Source organism: Bacillus bingmayongensis, from assembly GCF_000299035.1.
Lineage (GTDB): Bacteria > Bacillota > Bacilli > Bacillales > Bacillaceae_G > Bacillus_A > Bacillus_A bingmayongensis.
Map to the genome: position 1 here is coordinate 37,723 of NZ_JH921522.1, position 19,043 is coordinate 56,765.

Here is a 19,043-nt window from a genome sequence, read left to right on the forward strand (position 1 = left end):
TCCTCCTATCTTGTACGTAAACGGAATGTTCCAATGATAACGGAAATAATACCTGCACTAGATAAACTTAAGATAACTGGAAGTAATGCATACCATGTTGTTCCCGACATAATATCTAAAAAACTTGTAAGAGCCCATTTATTTGGGGCAATGTTAGCAATTGTTTGAAGGGTATCTGGAAATGCATAGATCGGTAACATACAGCCTCCTAATACTGCTAACAACTGAATTCCGATCCCTCCCATTAAATCTGCTGTTTTTTCCTCACGAATAAATGCTGCAATAAGCATAGATAAACCAGCAACACAAAATGCATAAGCGATCCCTACTACAATAATCTGAGTAATATCTTCACCCCAGTTCACATGAAAGGCATAATGAGTAGCAATTACAAATACCCCAAATTGAATACAAGCAAATAGTAATGTGCCAAAAAATTTACCTAATAAAATAGCAAAAGAACTTGTCGGTGTACTGAATAGCCTTGCTAATGTTTCAGTTCGTTGCTCTGTCACAATAGATTTTGCGCCTACTGTTATGTTAAATAATAAAAACATGACTAACATGGCCGCAGCATAATATTGCATCGCAGCAACTGTTTTTTTGCCAATCGTCCCTTTCTCAATTCCAACCGTATTCGAAGTCGCCACTGTTTGTAAGTTAGCACTTACCTCTTTTGCAACCTGTTCCATATTTCCTGGCTGTGACTGCGCTAAGTCTGTTACGATACTCCTAGTAGAAACAGCAATTGTTTGAGCACGTTCCGAAAAAGAATGAATAAGCGATTCCGTGATTTTTGCTTGTATATCTTTTGATGGATCTGTAATCAATTTTGGCTCTTTTAATTTTCCATCCTTGATATGTTCACTCCACCCGTTTGGAATCATAATTCCAACATCAATTTTCTGCTTCCTTAGCAGATTCTCCAGCTCTTTTTGTGAGGTGACTACTTCTACTTTTACATCATCTTTTATTTCCCTTGATTGTAATACATCCTTTTGAAATACATTTGCAAACTCATCCGTTCCTTCTTGATAATAACCAATTACCGTTTTAGGTAATCCGCTATTATCAAATATGTTACTTAGTGCTGATCCTAAAATAGCTGTTAATAAGAGTGGCATAAGTAACATCATCATAAATCCACGCCGATCTATTAAACGAATTTTTAAATCTTTCCATGCAATAATAAAACTTTTCATGTGTTCCTAACCCCCTTAATCACGAAGCGAACGCCCTGTTAACTGTAAAAAGAGGGCTTCTAAATTTGGCTCTTGTACTTCAAGCTTTAAAATTTGCATATGATTTTCTACAACCACCGAAACAACAGTACCGACAGCTTCTCCATTCTTCAATCCAATATCAAGTGTATTTGTATCTTCATCGATGATAATCCGTTCAACAGTAGGGATTTCTTTTAATTTCTTCAATAAATCTTGGCTATAACGATTCAGTTGTAACTTCACCATAAAACCATCAGCAAGACGATTACATAACTCCGTTTTCGTCCCTGATGCGATTACCTTTCCATAATCAACAATAGCGATCCGTTCACATAAATACTCCACTTCTTCCATGTAATGACTCGTATAAATCACCGTCATACCCTTTTCATTTAATCCTTTTACCGTTTCTAAAATGTGGTTCCGTGATTGCGGATCAATTCCAACTGTCGGTTCATCCATAATTAATAACTCTGGTTCGTGCATAAGTGCTGCACCAATGTTAATTCGGCGTTTCATTCCACCTGAAAATGTTTCAATTTTATCTTTTGCACGATCTTGTAAGCCTACATATACTAGTACCTCGTCTGCCCGCTTCTTTGCAGTAGCTCCACTTAAACCGTACATTTTTCCCCAGAAGATTAAATTCTCTTTGGCGGAAAGCGTTGGGTATAACGCGATATCTTGCGGAACAATACCAATCTTCTTTTTCACATCTAATGGATAATCTTTTACAGACTTCCCCCCAACCTTTATATCTCCACCTTCATATGGAATAAGTCCACAAATCATTGATATCGTCGTTGACTTTCCTGCACCGTTTGGACCAAGCAAACCAAATGTTTCTCCTTTCTTCACTTCAAAAGATACATTCTTTACCACTTCTTTCTTCCCAAATGACTTTGTAATATGATCTACGACTAACATGTCGATTCAGCCCCTTTGTATTCATCTACAGTTTCATTGTAAAAAAATATCCTCTTTCTTCCATCTCCCTTAAGATAGAAATGCAAAATAAAAAAGCAGCACAATCTGCTGCTTTTCCTTATTTTTCTATGCCAAAAGTCATGTGTATGTTGTAACACCGTATCTTACTGCATATATAGCTGCTTGCGTCCGATCTCTAAGCTCTAGCTTACTAATTAGATTAGATACATGATTTTTTACAGTTCCCTCTGTAATAAACAATTTCTCAGCAATTTCTTTATTATTTAATCCAAGACCTATTTCTCTTAATACATCTATTTCACGCTCTGTTAATTGTTCCATTTGCCTTGGCTTACTTTTCTCCGATATTTCTACTACTTTTGTTCTTTTTAGTTCCTTCACAATTTGCGCTGTTATATCTTGAGGAAGAACGGCTCCTCCTCCATGGACCGTCAATATTGCCTGAACAATTGCATCCGTCTCCATATCTTTTAATAAATAACCGCTCGCTCCTTGTTCTAATGCTTCAAAAATAAGTTCACTATCATTAAAAGTCGTCAGCATAAGAACCTTCATATCAGGAAATCTTTCTCTTATTAAACGAGTTCCTTCAACACCATTTATACGTGGCATTCGAATATCCATCAAAATAATTTCAGGGTGTAGTTGTTCCGCCTTTTGAACTACTTCATCCCCATCATTCGCTGTTCCCACCACCTCAAGTTCTGAACGTAAATTTAATAGCATTGCTAAACCATCACGAATAAGTGATTGATCATCAACGATCATAATACGAATCATACTGTTCCTCCTATTACCCACTTCTTCTCCTTAAGTGGGAACTCAATCTGCAATCGAAACCCCTTCTCTTTTTCACACTCAAATCGAATGATCCCCCCATGCTCTTCTACACGTTCTTTCATATTCATTAGCCCAAAACCTGGACTCACTTCATTTACACCGACACCATTATCTGAAATAGATAACATAACTTTTTCGTCCAAACAAATAAGTCTAACTTCACACGCGCTAGCTTTTCCGTGTCGCTTCGCATTTGTTAATGATTCCTGTATAACCCGTAGTAAAGGAGGATGTAATGACAGTGGAATCGTAACTGGATCACCTTGTAAATGAAATGTTACTTGTACTTTCGTTACCTTTGAAAATTCGTTTAGCATTTCACGCACATTCTCTATTATATTTCCTAAGTTTTGTTCCTCTTTCAATGTACGAACCGATGCTCTTACTTCTTGCAGAGATTTTCTAGCTAATTCATGACATGTATGTAAAACTTCTTCTGTAACTTCCGACTTTTGCTTCCATAAAGCCTCAGCAAGCTGCAATTGAACAAGTAAAGCCGTCATATTATGACCAACTGTGTCATGAATTTCTCGGGCAATATCGTTCCTCTCCCGAACTGTAGTTAATTCCTCTACTTCTTTTGCATAAAGCTGCAACTGTTCATATGCTTCTTTTAGAGCTGTATGTGATAATGTCAATTTTTCATATTGATCATCAACAGTTTGGCGAGCTACTGTAAGTTTTTTAATTAAGTTTCCCGCTAAAGCACTGAAGACAATGAACATAAAATTAATGGCATTTTCCCAAATCCTTATCTCTCCAGCATACCAATATGTATATAGTAAAATAGCAAACCAGCATACAAAGAAAAAACTCGCAAACAAATATACGACTACTTTCCGTTGTGTATTCATAAATAAGCCTACTGCATCAATCCCAAATATAATTAAATATAAAGATGTCTGTGGAACTAAGAATCCTAATAGGGCTGTAATTACCCCATTTGAAAGTAATATATATAAATTACGCCGCTTCTCTTGATGTGAGTGCATAAGTAGAATGTGATTTACAATGTAAACAAATAATGAAAAACCAACGAAGATTTTCAAGTCTACTGTTTCACGTGAAACATAAATCATATATACAATACAAATAATAACAATCGTAATGATACGCGCGTACCCTAACATAAGGCCCCCCTCATATTTTTTAACTCTCATTTAAAATTACGCCCCTGTTTTGAAAATCATATTCATAATATAACGAAAGGGAATTTATAACAATGATGAACAAAACGCCCCTCCATTCCCATAAAGAAAAGCAAGCCTCCTTACTCACATACTACGAGAGGATAACTTGCTTTTCTTTTACTTATTCCATCATACTGTCTAATCTGTTATATAATTCTACACGTAATAACTCTTTCTCTGTTTTTTCTTTATATAGCTGTTCTAGCACTTCAACATCACGTTCGTCTTCCATTGTACACTCCAGCGCATATATATCTTCTTCTATATGCATAAGCTTATTTTCAATTCCTTCTACATCACTAGATTCCTTCTTCTTTACATTCATTACTTTTATTTTTGGAACCTCTTGCTGCTCTTGTTTCACTACTTGATTCTCTATTCTTTCTGCCCATTTCTGACGTGCCCAAGCATAGTTCCCTGCAAACTCAAACAATTTATGCTCATCAATCCAATACGTTTTCTCAAATAACTTATTTAAAAAGTAGCGGTCATGTGAAACAGCAAGGATTGTTCCATTATATTGTTCGAGTGCTTCTTCCAACACTTCCCTCGATTCGATATCAAGATGGTTTGTGGGCTCATCTAACACAAGGAAGTTTATATCTTGATACATAAGCTGTGCCAAACGTAATCTCATTCGTTCACCACCGCTAAGTTGATTGACCTTTTTAAAAACAGCTGGGCCATAAAATAAAAAGCGAGCTAATATGTGGCGAGCTTCTCCTTCTGTTACAGCTACATGCTCCCGGAAAGCTTCCAGTACCTTAGTTTTTATATTTCCATAAGCATGCTGTGATAAATAACCGATTTTCACACCACTACCGATTCGAATCTCGCCAGTATCTGGTTTCATTTCCTCCAATAACAATTTTAATAATGTTGTTTTCCCTGTACCGTTACGCCCAACAATAGCCGCACGCTCTTGAAAACGAACATGTAAATTCGCCCCCTGGAATAAAGAACGCTCAGCAAAACTTTTGCCAACTTCCTTCATTACAATAACGTCTTTTCCACTTCTCTCTTGTCCTTCAAACTGAAGTCCCATCTGTTTTCTTTCTATAATTGGCTTCTTTAACTTTTCCATCCGTTCTAAAGCGCGCTCCATATTTCTAGCCCGTTTATGCAGTCCTTCATTCGGAGGATTCGCTTGATTCGCCCATTCTTTTAGGCGCTTAATTGCTTCTTTCATTTTCTTTATTTTCTTTTGCTGTTCCTGATAAGATTGGAACTCTTGCAGTAGCCTTTCCTCCTTTTCTTTCACAAATTGCGAGTAATTGGTATAGTACACGTGAAGTTCGCCATCTTCTAAATCAAAAATTTTCGTAACGACTTCATCTAGAAAATAACGATCATGTGAAATCACAATAACTGTTCCTGTATACTCTTTCAAGAATTGTTCAAGCCACTCCACTGCAAATAAATCTAAATGATTTGTTGGTTCATCTAACAGGAGTAAATCTGGTTTCTGCAATAGCATATAGGCGAGACTCACCTTTGTTTGTTCTCCTCCACTTAACTGCGTAAAAATACGTGAAAATAGCTCTGTTACTTGTAGACCATTTGCTACCTTCATGATATTCGCTTCTATTTCATAGCCGCCCAAGAACGCAAATTGTTCCTGTACTACTCCATATTTCTCCATTAATTTTTGTAAATCAGCTGGCTCTTGTTCCTCTGCCATACGTTTCTCTAAACTACGCATTTCTATTTCCAATTCTTTCTCTTTTACAAAAGCAGAGCTTAATACATCGTATACAGTCGCTTCACCAGCAAACTTTGGAATTTGTGCTACATGACCAATACGTGTCCCTTTCTTCATATGAATTGCACCAGCATCTATATTCTCTATTCCTGTTAACAACTGAAAAATTGTGGTCTTCCCACTACCATTGCGGCCAACTAATCCAATGCGTTCGCCATTCTTTATTTCAAGCGATATATTTTCAAATATGATATTTCCACCAAAAGATTTCGTTATATTGTTTACACTACAAATTGTCATTTTCCGTACTCCTTTCAACGTAAAAAACCATGGGGAAAGAAACTTTCCCCATGGTTTTTGGCATAGAAAAAGGAAGCTAAATAGCTCCCTTTTCACACGTCTTATAAAAATGGGTGAAGAGATTTCTATCGTTCAATAGCTACTATGCAATTGCTAAAAAAGGGCATACGTATCCCGTTGGCAACCACATCATGAAAAATCGCACGACAAAAATAGAGGAAATCTAAAAATTTTGTGCGCACAGCTAAAGAACATTTCATCTCATTCACTCCTTTCGTACGAAATTTGATACTTACTTCTTTATTATACTTCCCCATTTAATGTTTGAATAGTCATTTTTCTGAAAATAATGAAGATAGACTAAACATTTCAACAAATTACATCCAATCTTACAAAACTGTTATGTTCACGTAATGGAAAGCGATAGTACGAAATGAAGCCTCCTTATACAATAAAGATGTAAACAAGAGATAAACAAAAGGAGAAAATAATCATGATGAAAGAAATCGTAAAAGCAATCTTCGAAGTGTTAGTAAACGGACAAGCAGTTGTAAAAGAACTAAACCAACTATAAAAGGAGGAATAAAAATGATGAACATGGTAAAAATGATTCTCCACGCTTTAATTGATGCAAAAGCAGTTAGCCAAGAATTAAATGAACAATAAAAAGGGGAAAACGAATATGAAGAAAGCCATTTTTACAATTGTAGGTACAATCTTTGCCTTACACACACTAAAAAATAGAAAAAAGAAACAGAATGAAAATACTCTATATTATCCATATACATTATTACAGAAAAAATAAAAGACAAGATACCCATGTGCAATTAGGATATCTTGTCTTTTGTTTTTTCTATTAAAAATTGTTGTTCCTTCTCCTCTTCTCACTACAAAGGATTTCCCTTTCCTTTTCACGAATATAGTAGACGGGAATTTTACATATATTTTCAAAGGGGCATATACGAATGGATACACAACAACTTTATTTTTTAAATGATATTGGAAAACAAAAACCAGAAAGTATTCGCAATAAAAGCACCGCTTGTCCTTTTTGCGATACAGAAAACCTCACTGATATTTTAGAAACCGAAAATTCTATCATCTGGTTAAAAAATAAATTTCCAACATTGAAAGATACGTTCCAAACAGTTCTTATCGAAACGGATAATTGTGATGATCATATCGCAACCTATACACAAGAACATATGCAAAAATTAATTCGTTTCTCAATTAAACATTGGCTCGCTTTAGAAAAGAGCAATGAATTTACTTCCGTTATTTTATATAAAAATCACGGTCCATTTTCAGGGGGAAGTTTGCACCATGCGCATATGCAAATTATCGGAATGAAGTATGTAGACTGCCTGGAAAACATAGCACCTAAAAACTTTCAAGGCGTAATCGTAAAAAAAGACGAACAGATTGAACTTAATATTTCTACACGACCAATTATCGGCTTCACCGAGTTTAATATTGTCATTGAAGACATGAAATCGATCGATATGATGGCACACTATATTCAGCAAACTGTGCGTTACATACTAACAGATTTTCATAAAGGATGTAGCAGCTATAATTTATTCTTCTATCATCTCCATGAAAAAATAGTCTGTAAAGTTGTTCCTCGTTTTGTTGTTTCACCATTATATGTCGGGTATAAAATCCCTCAAGTTTCTACAAAGCTAGAAGATGTGAAGCAACAACTCGCACGATATTTTACGAGAAAAGGTGAGTAAAAATAAATTATATAGCTCGAAAAGCTACTATAAATGATATAGAGTCATTAATTGATTTGCGCGTTTCCTTACTTAAAGAAGTAGATGGGCTGCATTCATATGAAGAGGAAGGTTCTTTCAGGCGCGCTACAGAACAATATTTACAAGTTGAAATACAAACAGGAAATTTTATCGCTTATATAGCTACCGTCAATGAAAAAGTTGTTAGTATAAGTGGAGTAACTTTCTTTCATCGACCACCTTATATAGAAAATTTAGAAGGCAAGGAAGCCTACATTTTGAACATGTATACTCTGCCGAAGTACCGTGGACATGGTATAGCCAAAAAATTACTAGAATACCGCTTAGAGGAATGTAAAGAAAACGGCGTAAAACGAATATGGCTTCATTCGTCTAAAGATGGTGAACCGCTATACAAAAAAATAGGCTTTACTAATAAACAAAATGAAATGGAGCTTTTTCTGTTAGAAAAACAGAGTAGGTTCTTAGCACCTACTCTTTGATTACCCCTTTATTTCGATAGTACACGTCCTCTAGCCCAACGTTATACTTCATATTTTGATCTGTCCACTCAGTTCCTAGATTGCCAGGCCACCCGGACGTATTTGCTATATATTTTAGTAATGCTAAATCTGTTAAACCCTTTTGCACACCTCTTTTATACCCTTTCATTAAATGAGGCATGGCAATTTGGGCATTTGTCCGCGGGTCTTTCAATTGCTCGTCCGTTAGGTGATCAGGAGCAAGTCCCCCGCCTCGATGTAACTGAAATAATCCAAAAGAAGTGCCATTGTCTCCAACACTTCGCGGGTTCAAACGACTTTCATGCTCGGCAATTGTAAGAGGTATCCATTCTGGGAGATTTACTTTCTTTGCTTCTTCAATAATAATTTGTTTCATTTGTTTTGCTTCCTCTGAATCAACGTAACTTGTTTGATTCGTCAATCTTTCCATTCCTTCAGATTCTCCTTGGAAATATAAATACATCCCAAGAACAACTAAAAATCCTACAAAGAATTTTTTCACTACCTCTACCTCTTTCTATGCTGAAATTTGTCCCCTTTCAGCCCTTCCTTTACAATTACCTGCAATCTATCATCCTATTACTCTTAAATCATATCAAACAAGCATTCATCTTAACATCATGCTTTAGACCGATTTTATGAACAATGCATAATAAAATAGTAAGAAAAATGTAGCATTCTTTCTCTATTATATATATGTAATTTTTACCATAACCCATTTTACATGGATTCCACCTTTTTATTTGTATATAATTGTAAATTGAATTCTACAAAAAGAACAGGAGACTGCCTACATGAAAGGAAAGTTATTACTCTTTCTCACCATTTTACTACTCATTCCTATCCATACTTCTGCTCAAACAACGAAAAAGCCAAAAGTACTGATTTTGCATAGCACAGAAAACGGACAAGTTACAAATGATATACAAATTTTAAATAATTTACTCGGACATTTTACAAGTGATATAACACTAAAAAATGCAGCACAGCCAAACGAACTTCCTACACAATCATCTTATACACATGTCATTTACATAGGAGAGAAAAAAGAGCACTTTTCTGATGAAACAAAACAATTTTTAGAAAGTTTTTCAGGCCCCTTATTATTTCTCGGGGAAAATATAGAACAATTACCAAATCGTTTTTCCTTTATTACGCTTAAAGAAGAACAAGTGCGAGTTCATACTTTACAATATCCAACACATCATCTCAAAAACAACTTGCACGAAGATCGTTTGATTCAACAATTTGATACAGCTGGGGAATCTCCTCTTGCATATGCAATTGGTTCAAACGGTACATATCCCTTTATCGTGAAACAAAATCAATCCTATTACGTAGCGACATCACAGCTGTTTAATTGGACATCTCATTACGTTGGTGAAATGCTCTTTTCTTACTTCCAACAAAAACCGGAAACAAATAAACATCGTGCCTATTTACGCTTAGAAGATATACACCCAACAGCCGATACGAAGCAATTACAGAAAATCGCTGAACTATTAAAAGAAAAGAATATACCTTATATGATTGCTGTCATCCCAGTGTATAAAGATCCAAGTACAGGAAAGACAATACACTTACAAGATAAACCTGAGTTAATAGATGTATTACGTTTTATGCAAGATAACGGCGGCTCCATCGTTATGCATGGCTATACCCACCAATTTTATGATAGTGAAACAGGAGAAGGATTTGAATTTTGGGATGTAAAAACTGATCAACCGATCCGCCATCCTAATCATGAACAACCAAAAGCGAGACAGGATTTCGAGTCAGATACTGCTTATAAGGAATACGTGGAAAATGGTAAAAAATTTGAAGAAACGTATATAACAGAACATATTGAAAAAGGAATTGAAGAACTCGTAGCAGCTAAATTATACCCGCTCGCTTTTGAAGCACCGCACTATGCAATTTCACAAAAAGGGTATGAGATATTATCACGCTACTTTTCAACTTATGTAGGGCAATTACAGTTAGGTGACGCAACATGGAAAACCATGCACGCAACAGCCTTTTCAAGTAAACCATCTTTTTTACATGGGATGAAGGTGCTCCCTGAAACAGTTGGATTTATAGAGGCAGATCATCCTCATGCAGCTTCTAAAATGAAAGAACGTGCATTATCATTTACAAAGCTATCAGATGGCATAATCGGTTCCTTCTATCACCCATACTTAGGGATCACACCTCTCAAACAACTATTAAGTGAATTAGAAGGCATTCCAAATATAGAATGGATTGATTTACAAAGAGAATCAAATGAAGTAAAGATGAAGGATATCCACATTACTTCTAATAAAGATGGTATCCATATTGATAAACCTTTTTCTTTAAGTGACACGATTGAATCTCTGAAGAAGTATGGATTTTTTCTCATACTTGGAATCGTCTTAATTGTATTTTTGTTATTAATACGGCGTGCAAAACGGCTCGAATCATAAAAAAATACCAAGCACAAATTTGTGCTTGGTATTTTTTATTCCAAATCAAAACGAGGCACTTTATCTACTACCCATTGCTTATTCTCGTAGATCAACTCTATTTCTACTTCTTTTTTCACATCTTCATAGTCATTATACGTTTCTGCCGTCGCCAATATTTTTCCATCTTTTAGCTTAGCAGAAATAATTTTGGTATATTTAGTACCTGCTCCTGATCCCAAATCTCCAACAACATAGTGCATCTTTCCACCTATTTCCTTTATGTATTCACTTTTCATATACTTCGTAATGAAATCCTTTGAGAAATAAGTAGCTAATGATGTCTCTAATGCCGTCTTCGTATTATATGTAGGAAGTGTTAATTCCCCGTATGAAAAACGGTCTACTGGTTTCGTATTCCCTGTTGATGCTGAAACGGCAATATTAATAATCTCTTGTTGAGCGTTGACTACCTTTCGTAGCAATGCATCATCAGATAGTCGTTTATCTTGCTTTTCATTTGATTTCTTTGTATCAAGATTTAGAATTAGACCATTATCTGTATATAAATGCATGTCACCGGCTATAAAGTATAAATAAGATTTAGATGGTTCAACCGCTCCATCATAAATTTGCTTTTCATTCCCACCATTAATCTTTCTTTTATAAACACCGTCTTTTTTTAAGTAATAGAAGGAATCTCCTTTTATATTCATCTTTAAGGCATCTTTTATTTCTAATGTCTCTCTATTTTGTTGAACATCCAACTCATATATACCCTTATCTCGTTTTTGATTATCTAAATTCAACGAAAAATCTACAATTGCATATAGTTTTTCCTTATTGTATGTACCACTAGATATTTCTGCAAAACTTTCCTTTGACCAAGTTTGGTCACCTTTGCTCACTTGTGTGCCACGAAATTTATTCCAGTGCACAATATTATCATCGATCGTTTCAGCCCAACCAGATGTTTTAATCGGTGACTCTTCTTCTTGTCCTGTTTTCAAATCCAATTTCACAATCCCTACAATATCAAACCCACCATGTTCAGAATACTTTTTCGTATAGAATAACGATTGATCCTTTACGTAAACGTAATTTGTATTTGTTTTCAGCGTATCTAATTTCTTTGTAGAAATATCATATTTCATCAAAGAAGGCATTACATTTGTATTCGTATTTTTCTCTCGATCCCAGTGGATAAAATATAAAGCCTTATCTTTTATATTTATATAAGAAGCGTTTACTCCCTTTACGACAAGCTCCGATGTTTGAAACTTATCTTTCGTACGATAAATGCCCCCTGTATTTTTATCACCATTTACCGCATAGTAGATCCAACCATCACCTTCTGCCATTTTTCCTTTATTAGAGATATTTCCGATCGCATTTCCTCTTTTCTCATTTTCTTTCATTTGTTCTTTTACTGCTGGATCAACTTCTTTTATTTCTTGTCCTATACTTGTGGTCGTCGCTTTCTTCTCTGTTTCACATCCCAATACAGAAATCACCATAGCTGCCGTCATAATAGCAACAGCCATTTTTTTATATACTCTCCCCACTCTTTTTCCCCATCTCCTTTTATTAAAACCTCGATGTATATTATAAATTATAGAAAATAATAGAAATAATATCCATATACTTCAAATAAAAAAGGATAGAGGCTTTTCTTTACCTCTACCTTTTCCCATAAAACTGAACTGTATTTTGATATATTTGCTCTGCTACCTCTTCTATTGGCAATTGTTTAATCTGACTAATCTCCACTAGCACATCTTTAATCATATTCGGATGTGTCATTATATCTTCTTGAAATTCCCAAGGTCCATCGGTTTCTACCATCATATATTCTAATGGATAAAACGATACAATCTTTCTAATTTTCTCCTTCTTCATAACATCTGGTGTGATTGAAATGTAGTATCCATTTTGAATCATTCGCTCCATCGTTTTTTTACTCCCCTTAAACCAATGAAAATGCGCACGTGATATCTCATACTGTTCCAGTAAATCACATACAATATCAGCGTCTTCATAGACTGCATGTAAAACAATCGGTAAATTGAACCTTTTCGCAAGTATGATAAATCTCTCTAACACCTCTACATAATAACCTAATACGATATCTTGCTGTTCTTGCCTTAAGTAATATGGCAAGCCGACCTCTCCTACAGCAACAAGCTTTTTTGCATTCTCCTCAATTAACTTATAAATTTGCTCACATTCTTTTTCATTGATTACTTGCTCCGGATGAAAACCAAGTGCTGGATGTACAAATGAATGTTGTTTGGCTAAAGATAATGTTTGTTGACAAGAATGATAGTTCATCGATACCGCAATCATACCTTCAATCTCGTCCGCTCCTCTTACATTATCAATTAAATGTATTTGTTCTTCTTTCCTATATTGATCTAAATGTATATGACTATCGATCCACCGCATCTTTATCATCTCCTACACCCATTTTAATATGATATTCAAGAGTGAGTGCAAATAAAAAACAAGAAGGAAGCTCCTTCTTGTTTTATCATCTATATTATTTAACAATTAAATTTGTAATTATATCAAAAAGTCCAACACATACGACAGCAACAGTAAAGTATCTACAGAAATCTTTTATCGGAAACTTAACTACTTCTTCTTTTTGCATCCCATTCTTCTCCCTTCTTATTACCTTTCCTAATTTTTTATCTATTTTTATTATGCAAAAAATGTGACAAATAAGCTATCGAATTAACTTACGAAAACATTACAATGTTGTAAGGTTTTAAAAAATAGCCTCATCTCATAATGAGATGGTATTATCCCCTTTAAGTAGACAGTGTAAAAAGACCATGTACATACATGGGTGTTACACTATTACTTGGAGGGGATTTTTCGTGGTTAAAAAAGGTACAACATTCAATACGTATTCAGATGGATTAAAACTATCAGCTGTTCAAAGTTATTTAAATGGAGAAGGCAGTTATCAAGCTATAGCTAAGCAATATAATATCAGGAGCTCTACACAACTTAAGGATTGGGTGAAAAAATATAAAGAATTGGGTGATATTACAGATACTCGTGGAAAAAATAGCGGAACTCAAGGTATTCCTAATCCTCTAAAAGGAAAACGTGTCCATTTTAACAGTGTGGAGGAAGAGAGAGACTACTACAAGGCACAGGTTGCATATTTAAAAAAGCGTTATCCAAATCTGTAAATGGAGGTGCACTGAGGCACAAGGAGCGATATCGTATCATTGAATCGTTAAAAATGAAATATCCGATCACTTGGCTTACTAAATTCGCAGGTGTACATCGAGCGGGTTATTATAAATGGATCCGTGCGAAAACAGCTAAAAATGTACGATCAGAAGCGGATCAACAATTAAAAAAAGTGATACAATCTATCCACCTGAAGTACAAACAATACGGCTATCCACGTATGAAAATAGCTTTACAGGAGGAAGGTTTCTTTGTAAATCATAAAAAGGTTTATCGATTAATGAGTGAGCTCAACATTCAATCTATTATTCGTAAGAAGCGACGCTTCTTTAAAGGGAATTATTCGAATACTTTTCCGAATGTTTTAAACCGTGAATTTAAAAATCGAAAACAAAATGAAGCGCTCGTTACAGATATTACGTATTTACGAATCCAAGATGGATTTCGCTATCTTTCTGTCGTGCAAGACATTTATAATAATGAAATTGTTTCTTGGAAAATCTCTAGACGCAATGACAATGAACTCGTATTAGATACGCTTGAAAATTTGGTACAAAAAAGAGATGTGCGTGGAACCATTCTTCATTCAGATCAAGGGTTCCAGTACACATCTCATGTCTACAACAAACGACTTTCAGATTTGGGTATCATCGGCAGCCACTCTCGCAAAGGAAACTGCCATGATAATGCCTGCATCGAGTCATTTTTCTCCCATTTTAAATCGGAGATGTTGTATTTACACCATTTTAAAACAGAAGAAGAAGTAGTACAAGCAATTGAGGAATATATCTACTTCTATAACTATAAACGATTCCAAAAACGACTCAACCACCGAGCTCCGATAGAATATCGAATCTTGATGGCTGCCTAGTCTTTTTTATAGCTGTCTACTTGACAGGGCTAACACCAAGATAAGGCCTATTCAATAGTTGGTTGTTTTTCAAACATTCATCATCATTTCAGACAGAAAGTTATATGTTCAAACTTTCTACTTGTATTGTAATAGAATTCGCATATGGCAACTATCGAATTACCTTACATGTACCTTACAATGTTGTCATGAACAATATCACTTTTAACAAATTAGCTGTAATCAGACTTGCTAGCGTTGCAGCTCTACTTACAGCTTGGCCTAGTATAAACTTGTTTCTACTTTCTTGTTATATAGTTAGAGCTCCTAGATTCCATACTCACTGTCTAATTAAAACATATTATATATAAAACTATCTTGATTTTTCGACATATAAGTCACTGCTACGAAGAATAAAAGGTGACCTGCACTCGTTTTCTCCCTTTGTTTTAACTTGGCATGATGCAGAAGAGGGTCTGACCGCTTCTATGCTTGGCCGGATGCTCTCTCCCACCTAAAAAGAAAGGTTTATGTCAGTTTTTCAATTCGTATTTATATAGTAATTGTATATTCAAATACTGATAACGAAAAATTTCTTCTTTAAAAGATTTATCCCGCATTAACGGGCAGTAAGATTCCCACTGATTAAAGTTTCACTTTATATGCAATAAAAGACTGTAATACACTCGCCATGTTACAGTTTTTTACAATGTTTTACCTCATCTTCAAAAGCTGACTTCTCGCCTGCACAGGAATATTTTGATCCTCAATCTCTACTAATGATTCACCATAACGTCCTTTTGCGAAAATTTTCAATGCCTCATCTCTTTTTAACATATTTTTTACCGTTTTCTTTATAGTTTGTTCTCTTCCTTTTTCATCGTATGCAACAAATTCATATTCGTACCAATCATCGCCAACGTGCTGACCGATACCATTTACAATCGTATAGTATTCTTTCGTTTTATAAAATGGATTATATTTATCAATTACTGGTCCAAGCTTTGTTGGTAGTAGTAGTATAGTTGCAGCTACCGTCGCAATCCCAGTAATAATTACTCGCTTTTTTACCCTTTCCCACTCCAAGATGGATTCCTCCTCCATACAATATGTGTAGTTTTCTATAAACTTATTTTAAAGAGAAAGACTCAATTCCGCCATTGAATCCCATTACATTTCCCTTACATTTTTGTAAGAATTCGAATGAAATTTTATAATATTTTTAACAATTTGTGAACCCTCCAAAACTGTGATAAACATCACACCCTCTATTTTCCAAATATTCTATAATACGAGTATAAAAGTTTGTTAAACATTTCACATTTAAGAGGGGAAATGAATATGAAAAAACGTTTAGTCATGATCGGGAATGGTATGGCTGGTATACGCTGCATTGAAGAGATTTTAAAACAAGATCCGAAGCTTTATGACATTACCATTTTTGGTGATGAACCTCACCCAAACTACAATCGTATTATGCTATCTCACGTCCTACAAAGAAAAACAAATATACAAGATATCATTATGAACGAATACAGTTGGTACGAAGAAAATGATATTACACTGTATACAAATGAAAAAGTAATAAATATTGATCGTGAAGAACAAGTCATTGTTACAGAAAAGAACCGTATCGTTATGTACGACAAGCTCATTGTTGCAACAGGGTCTAGTGCTTTTATCTTACCTGTTGAAGGTTCGGAGCTTCCAGGTGTAACAGGATTTCGTACAATTGAAGATACACAATTTATGATGGATGCTGCTAAGCAATATAAAAAAGCTGTTGTAATAGGCGGTGGATTACTTGGTTTAGAAGCCGCACGAGGGCTTATTGACCTTGGCATGGACGTACACGTTGTACATTTAATGCCTCACTTAATGGAGCAACAACTTGATGCTAAAGCTGCTTCATTACTGCGTGAAGATTTAGAAGCACAAGGTATGAAGTTTCTTATGGAAAAGAAAACAGTGAAAATTCTTGGTACTGACCATGTTGAAGGTATCCAATTTGAAGATAGCAGTGTTGTAACATGCGATTTAATTGTAATGGCTGTGGGGATACGTCCAAATACACAGTTAGCTAAAGATGCTGGTTTACTTGTAAACCGCGGCATCGTTACGAATAACTATATGCAAACAGATGATGAATCCATCTATGCAGTTGGTGAATGTGCCGAGCATAATGGTATTGCCTATGGTCTTGTCGCTCCTTTATACGAACAAGGTGCCATACTGGCAAAACATATAACGAACTCACAAACAGGCGGGTATACAGGTAGTATTGTCGGTACACAGCTTAAAGTTGCAGGATGCGATTTATTCTCTGCCGGACAAATTTATGAAGATGATAAGACAAAAGCAATCTCAATCTTTAATGATTGTACACGTTCCTATAAAAAAGTATTAATTCGCGACAACAAAGTCGTTGGTATTGTTTTATACGGAGACACCACTGAAGGTACACGGCTCTTTAGTATGTTGAAAAAGGAAGAAGATATACAAGAATACACACCAGCTTCTCTTCTTCATAAAGCTGGTGAAGAAAGCGGACTTGACGTTGCAAGCATGAGTGCTGATGACACTGTTTGTGGGTGTAACGGTGTGACAAAAGGAACAATTGTTCATGCCATTTTAGAACAAGATTTAACAACTTTTGAAGAAGTAAAAGGATGCACAAAAGCTGCTGGATCATGTGGTAAATGTCGTCCACTTGTTGAACAAATTTTATCACATACACTCGGGGATAGCTTCGATGCATCTGCACAATCTGTTGGTATGTGCGGATGTACAACTTTATCACGTGATGAAGTTGTCACAGCGATTCATGAAAAAGGGTTAAAATCGCCAAAAGAAGTACGAAACGTCCTTGGCTTCGCACATGAAGATGGCTGTTCAAAATGCCGTCCTGCATTAAATTACTATTTACGTATGGCACGTCCAGAAGAATATGCAGATGATAAGGCATCCCGATTCGTTAATGAAAGAATGAATGGTAATATTCAGCATGATGGCACATTTTCTGTTATTCCTCGTATGTATGGCGGTGTTACTACTGCAGATGATTTAATGAGAATTGCTGAAGTTGCGAAAAAGTATGATGTGCCGCTCGTAAAAATAACAGGCGCAAGTCGAATCGGCTTATACGGTGTTAAAAAAGAAGATTTACCAAGAGTTTGGGCTGACCTCGATATGACTTCTGGTTATGCTTATTCGAAATCCCTTCGCAATGTAAAATCTTGCGTCGGCTCTCGCTTCTGTCGCTTTGGTACAAAAGATTCATTAGGGCTTGGTATGTTACTTGAACAATCGTTAGAAATGGTAGATACACCGCACAAAATGAAAATGGGCGTAACGGGTTGTCCACGTAACTGTGCAGAAGCATTAACAAAAGACTTCGGCGTCGTTTGTGTTGAAAATGGATTCCAACTTTATATTGGCGGTAACGGTGGGACAGAAGTTCGTGAAGCTGATTTTGTAATGATTGTCCCTACAGAAGAAGATGTACTTCGCATTGCCACAGCTTATGTACAACATTACCGTGAAACTGGCATTTATGGCGAACGAACAGCCTATTGGGTCGAACGAATCGGCTTAGATCACATAAAAGAAATACTGCAAGATAAGCAAATGGTCGCTATGCTAAATGAACGTTTCCAAAAAGCGCGTAACACATATGAAGAAGCTTGGGGACAAGCGCTAGAAACTAAATCCTTAAAAGCCATGTATGAAGTAGAAACTGTAAAGTAAGGAGCGATCTACATGTTACAAACAAAAGAGAAAATAAAAATAATGCGCGCCGAAGATCTTCCCATGCAAATCGGTAAGGAAGTGCGAATGAAGGACATATCCATCGCCTTGTTTCGTCTTTCAAATGGCGACATTCGCGCTGTAGAAAATCGGTGTCCTCATAAAACTGGGCCTTTAGCGGAAGGAATTGTTTCTGGAGAATTCGTCTTCTGTCCGTTGCATGATTGGAAAATTTCATTAATAACAGGTGAAGTTCAAAAACCTGATGATGGTTGTATTCAAACATATGAAGTAGAAGTTATTGATGGGGATATTTATATATACATGTAACTTGTACAAGAAATCCTTTT

At 35.6% G+C, this 19,043-nt stretch carries 17 protein-coding genes; 7 read left to right on the plus strand and 10 right to left on the minus strand.

What is annotated here, in order from left to right:
* Positions 1-5 precede the first annotated feature (5 nt).
* The 6 genes from Y7E_RS0126695 to Y7E_RS33925 all read right to left on the minus strand — a co-directional run bounded on the left by Y7E_RS0126695 (position 6) and on the right by Y7E_RS33925 (position 6,463).
* Positions 6-1,202: an ABC transporter permease gene (locus Y7E_RS0126695; RefSeq protein ID WP_017154259.1), complete on the minus strand. Its 1,197-nt coding sequence runs from the start codon at positions 1,200-1,202 to the stop codon at positions 6-8.
* 15 nt (positions 1,203-1,217) lie between these two features.
* Positions 1,218-2,150, minus strand: a complete 933-nt coding sequence (locus Y7E_RS0126700) for an ABC transporter ATP-binding protein (protein ID WP_017154260.1) — start codon at positions 2,148-2,150, stop codon at positions 1,218-1,220.
* A gap of 138 nt (positions 2,151-2,288) precedes the next feature.
* Positions 2,289-2,951, minus strand: a complete 663-nt coding sequence (locus Y7E_RS0126705) for a response regulator (protein ID WP_017154261.1) — start codon at positions 2,949-2,951, stop codon at positions 2,289-2,291.
* Positions 2,948-4,141: a sensor histidine kinase gene (locus Y7E_RS0126710; protein WP_017154262.1), complete on the minus strand. Its 1,194-nt coding sequence runs from the start codon at positions 4,139-4,141 to the stop codon at positions 2,948-2,950. The genes Y7E_RS0126705 and Y7E_RS0126710 overlap by 4 nt, the downstream gene beginning before the upstream one ends.
* A 181-nt stretch (positions 4,142-4,322) precedes the next feature.
* A complete protein-coding gene (abc-f, locus tag Y7E_RS0126715; protein ID WP_017154263.1) occupies positions 4,323-6,203 on the minus strand; it encodes a ribosomal protection-like ABC-F family protein in 1,881 nt (626 codons plus the stop codon).
* A gap of 125 nt (positions 6,204-6,328) precedes the next feature.
* The gene (locus Y7E_RS33925) at positions 6,329-6,463 is read right to left on the minus strand and encodes an RAxF-45 family protein (protein WP_313771947.1); all 135 of its coding nucleotides are present in this window, start codon (positions 6,461-6,463) and stop codon (positions 6,329-6,331) included.
* Between the two features lie 422 nt (positions 6,464-6,885).
* Here Y7E_RS33925 and Y7E_RS0126725 point away from each other — a divergent pair, with 422 nt between their 5' ends.
* From Y7E_RS0126725 to Y7E_RS30440, 3 genes are all read left to right on the plus strand, one after another.
* Complete coding sequence (locus Y7E_RS0126725) at positions 6,886-7,008, plus strand: hypothetical protein (protein ID WP_017154264.1); 123 nt, start codon at positions 6,886-6,888, stop codon at positions 7,006-7,008.
* A gap of 160 nt (positions 7,009-7,168) precedes the next feature.
* Positions 7,169-7,939 (plus strand): DUF4931 domain-containing protein, encoded by a 771-nt coding sequence (locus Y7E_RS0126730; protein ID WP_017154265.1) that lies wholly within the window; start codon positions 7,169-7,171, stop codon positions 7,937-7,939.
* 56 nt (positions 7,940-7,995) lie between these two features.
* Complete coding sequence (locus Y7E_RS30440) at positions 7,996-8,442, plus strand: GNAT family N-acetyltransferase (RefSeq protein ID WP_017154266.1); 447 nt, start codon at positions 7,996-7,998, stop codon at positions 8,440-8,442.
* Here Y7E_RS30440 and Y7E_RS0126740 read toward each other — a convergent pair.
* The gene (locus Y7E_RS0126740; protein ID WP_017154267.1) at positions 8,432-8,965 is read right to left on the minus strand and encodes a transglycosylase SLT domain-containing protein; all 534 of its coding nucleotides are present in this window, start codon (positions 8,963-8,965) and stop codon (positions 8,432-8,434) included. The two genes, Y7E_RS30440 and Y7E_RS0126740, sit on opposite strands and share 11 nt — an antisense overlap.
* Before the next feature lie 292 nt (positions 8,966-9,257).
* On the opposite strand from Y7E_RS0126740, the gene Y7E_RS0126750 reads away from it, so the two are divergent.
* Positions 9,258-10,910, plus strand: a complete 1,653-nt coding sequence (locus Y7E_RS0126750) for a DUF2334 domain-containing protein (RefSeq protein ID WP_017154269.1) — start codon at positions 9,258-9,260, stop codon at positions 10,908-10,910.
* A 35-nt stretch (positions 10,911-10,945) separates the two neighbouring features.
* Here the strand turns inward: Y7E_RS0126750 and Y7E_RS0126755 are convergent, their stop codons facing one another.
* Both Y7E_RS0126755 and Y7E_RS0126760 read right to left on the minus strand, forming a co-directional pair.
* Positions 10,946-12,454 carry a DL-endopeptidase inhibitor IseA family protein gene (locus Y7E_RS0126755; RefSeq protein WP_017154270.1) on the minus strand — a complete coding sequence of 503 codons (1,509 nt, stop codon included), beginning with the start codon at positions 12,452-12,454 and terminating at the stop codon, positions 10,946-10,948.
* Positions 12,455-12,569: 115 nt separating this feature from the next.
* Entirely contained in the window at positions 12,570-13,334 is a 765-nt protein-coding gene (locus Y7E_RS0126760) for a TatD family hydrolase (protein ID WP_017154271.1), read from the minus strand.
* A 437-nt stretch (positions 13,335-13,771) separates the two neighbouring features.
* Between Y7E_RS0126760 and Y7E_RS33355 the strand changes: the two genes are divergently transcribed.
* A protein-coding gene (locus tag Y7E_RS33355; protein WP_154652025.1) for an IS3 family transposase occupies positions 13,772-14,967 on the plus strand; the annotation gives its coding sequence in 2 pieces (ribosomal slippage) (positions 13,772-14,078 and positions 14,078-14,967; 1,197 coding nt in all).
* A gap of 693 nt (positions 14,968-15,660) precedes the next feature.
* On the opposite strand, the gene Y7E_RS0126780 is transcribed toward Y7E_RS33355, so the two are convergent.
* Positions 15,661-16,032: a YxeA family protein gene (locus tag Y7E_RS0126780; protein WP_017154273.1), complete on the minus strand. Its 372-nt coding sequence runs from the start codon at positions 16,030-16,032 to the stop codon at positions 15,661-15,663.
* A gap of 255 nt (positions 16,033-16,287) precedes the next feature.
* Between Y7E_RS0126780 and nirB the strand changes: the two genes are divergently transcribed.
* Both nirB and nirD read left to right on the plus strand, forming a co-directional pair.
* Entirely contained in the window at positions 16,288-18,693 is a 2,406-nt protein-coding gene (nirB, locus tag Y7E_RS0126785; protein ID WP_017154274.1) for a nitrite reductase large subunit NirB, read from the plus strand.
* A 12-nt stretch (positions 18,694-18,705) separates the two neighbouring features.
* Positions 18,706-19,023, plus strand: coding sequence for a nitrite reductase small subunit NirD (gene nirD / locus Y7E_RS0126790; RefSeq protein WP_017154275.1), 318 nt, complete (start codon positions 18,706-18,708; stop codon positions 19,021-19,023).
* Positions 19,024-19,043: the final 20 nt, after the last annotated feature.

Coding starts and splice junctions, on each gene's coding strand:
- Y7E_RS0126695 (WP_017154259.1), bottom strand. CDS start 1,202: ATGAAAAGTTTTATTATTGCATGGAAAGATTTAAAAATTCGTTTAATA.
- nirB (WP_017154274.1), top strand. CDS start 16,288: ATGAAAAAACGTTTAGTCATGATCGGGAATGGTATGGCTGGTATACGC.
- Y7E_RS0126750 (WP_017154269.1), top strand. CDS start 9,258: ATGAAAGGAAAGTTATTACTCTTTCTCACCATTTTACTACTCATTCCT.
- abc-f (WP_017154263.1), bottom strand. CDS start 6,203: ATGACAATTTGTAGTGTAAACAATATAACGAAATCTTTTGGTGGAAAT.
- Y7E_RS0126700 (WP_017154260.1), bottom strand. CDS start 2,150: ATGTTAGTCGTAGATCATATTACAAAGTCATTTGGGAAGAAAGAAGTG.
- Y7E_RS33925 (WP_313771947.1), bottom strand. CDS start 6,463: ATGAAATGTTCTTTAGCTGTGCGCACAAAATTTTTAGATTTCCTCTAT.
- Y7E_RS0126705 (WP_017154261.1), bottom strand. CDS start 2,951: ATGATTCGTATTATGATCGTTGATGATCAATCACTTATTCGTGATGGT.
- Y7E_RS0126760 (WP_017154271.1), bottom strand. CDS start 13,334: ATGCGGTGGATCGATAGTCATATACATTTAGATCAATATAGGAAAGAA.
- Y7E_RS0126725 (WP_017154264.1), top strand. CDS start 6,886: ATGAAGAAAGCCATTTTTACAATTGTAGGTACAATCTTTGCCTTACAC.
- nirD (WP_017154275.1), top strand. CDS start 18,706: ATGTTACAAACAAAAGAGAAAATAAAAATAATGCGCGCCGAAGATCTT.
- Y7E_RS0126710 (WP_017154262.1), bottom strand. CDS start 4,141: ATGTTAGGGTACGCGCGTATCATTACGATTGTTATTATTTGTATTGTA.
- Y7E_RS0126730 (WP_017154265.1), top strand. CDS start 7,169: ATGGATACACAACAACTTTATTTTTTAAATGATATTGGAAAACAAAAA.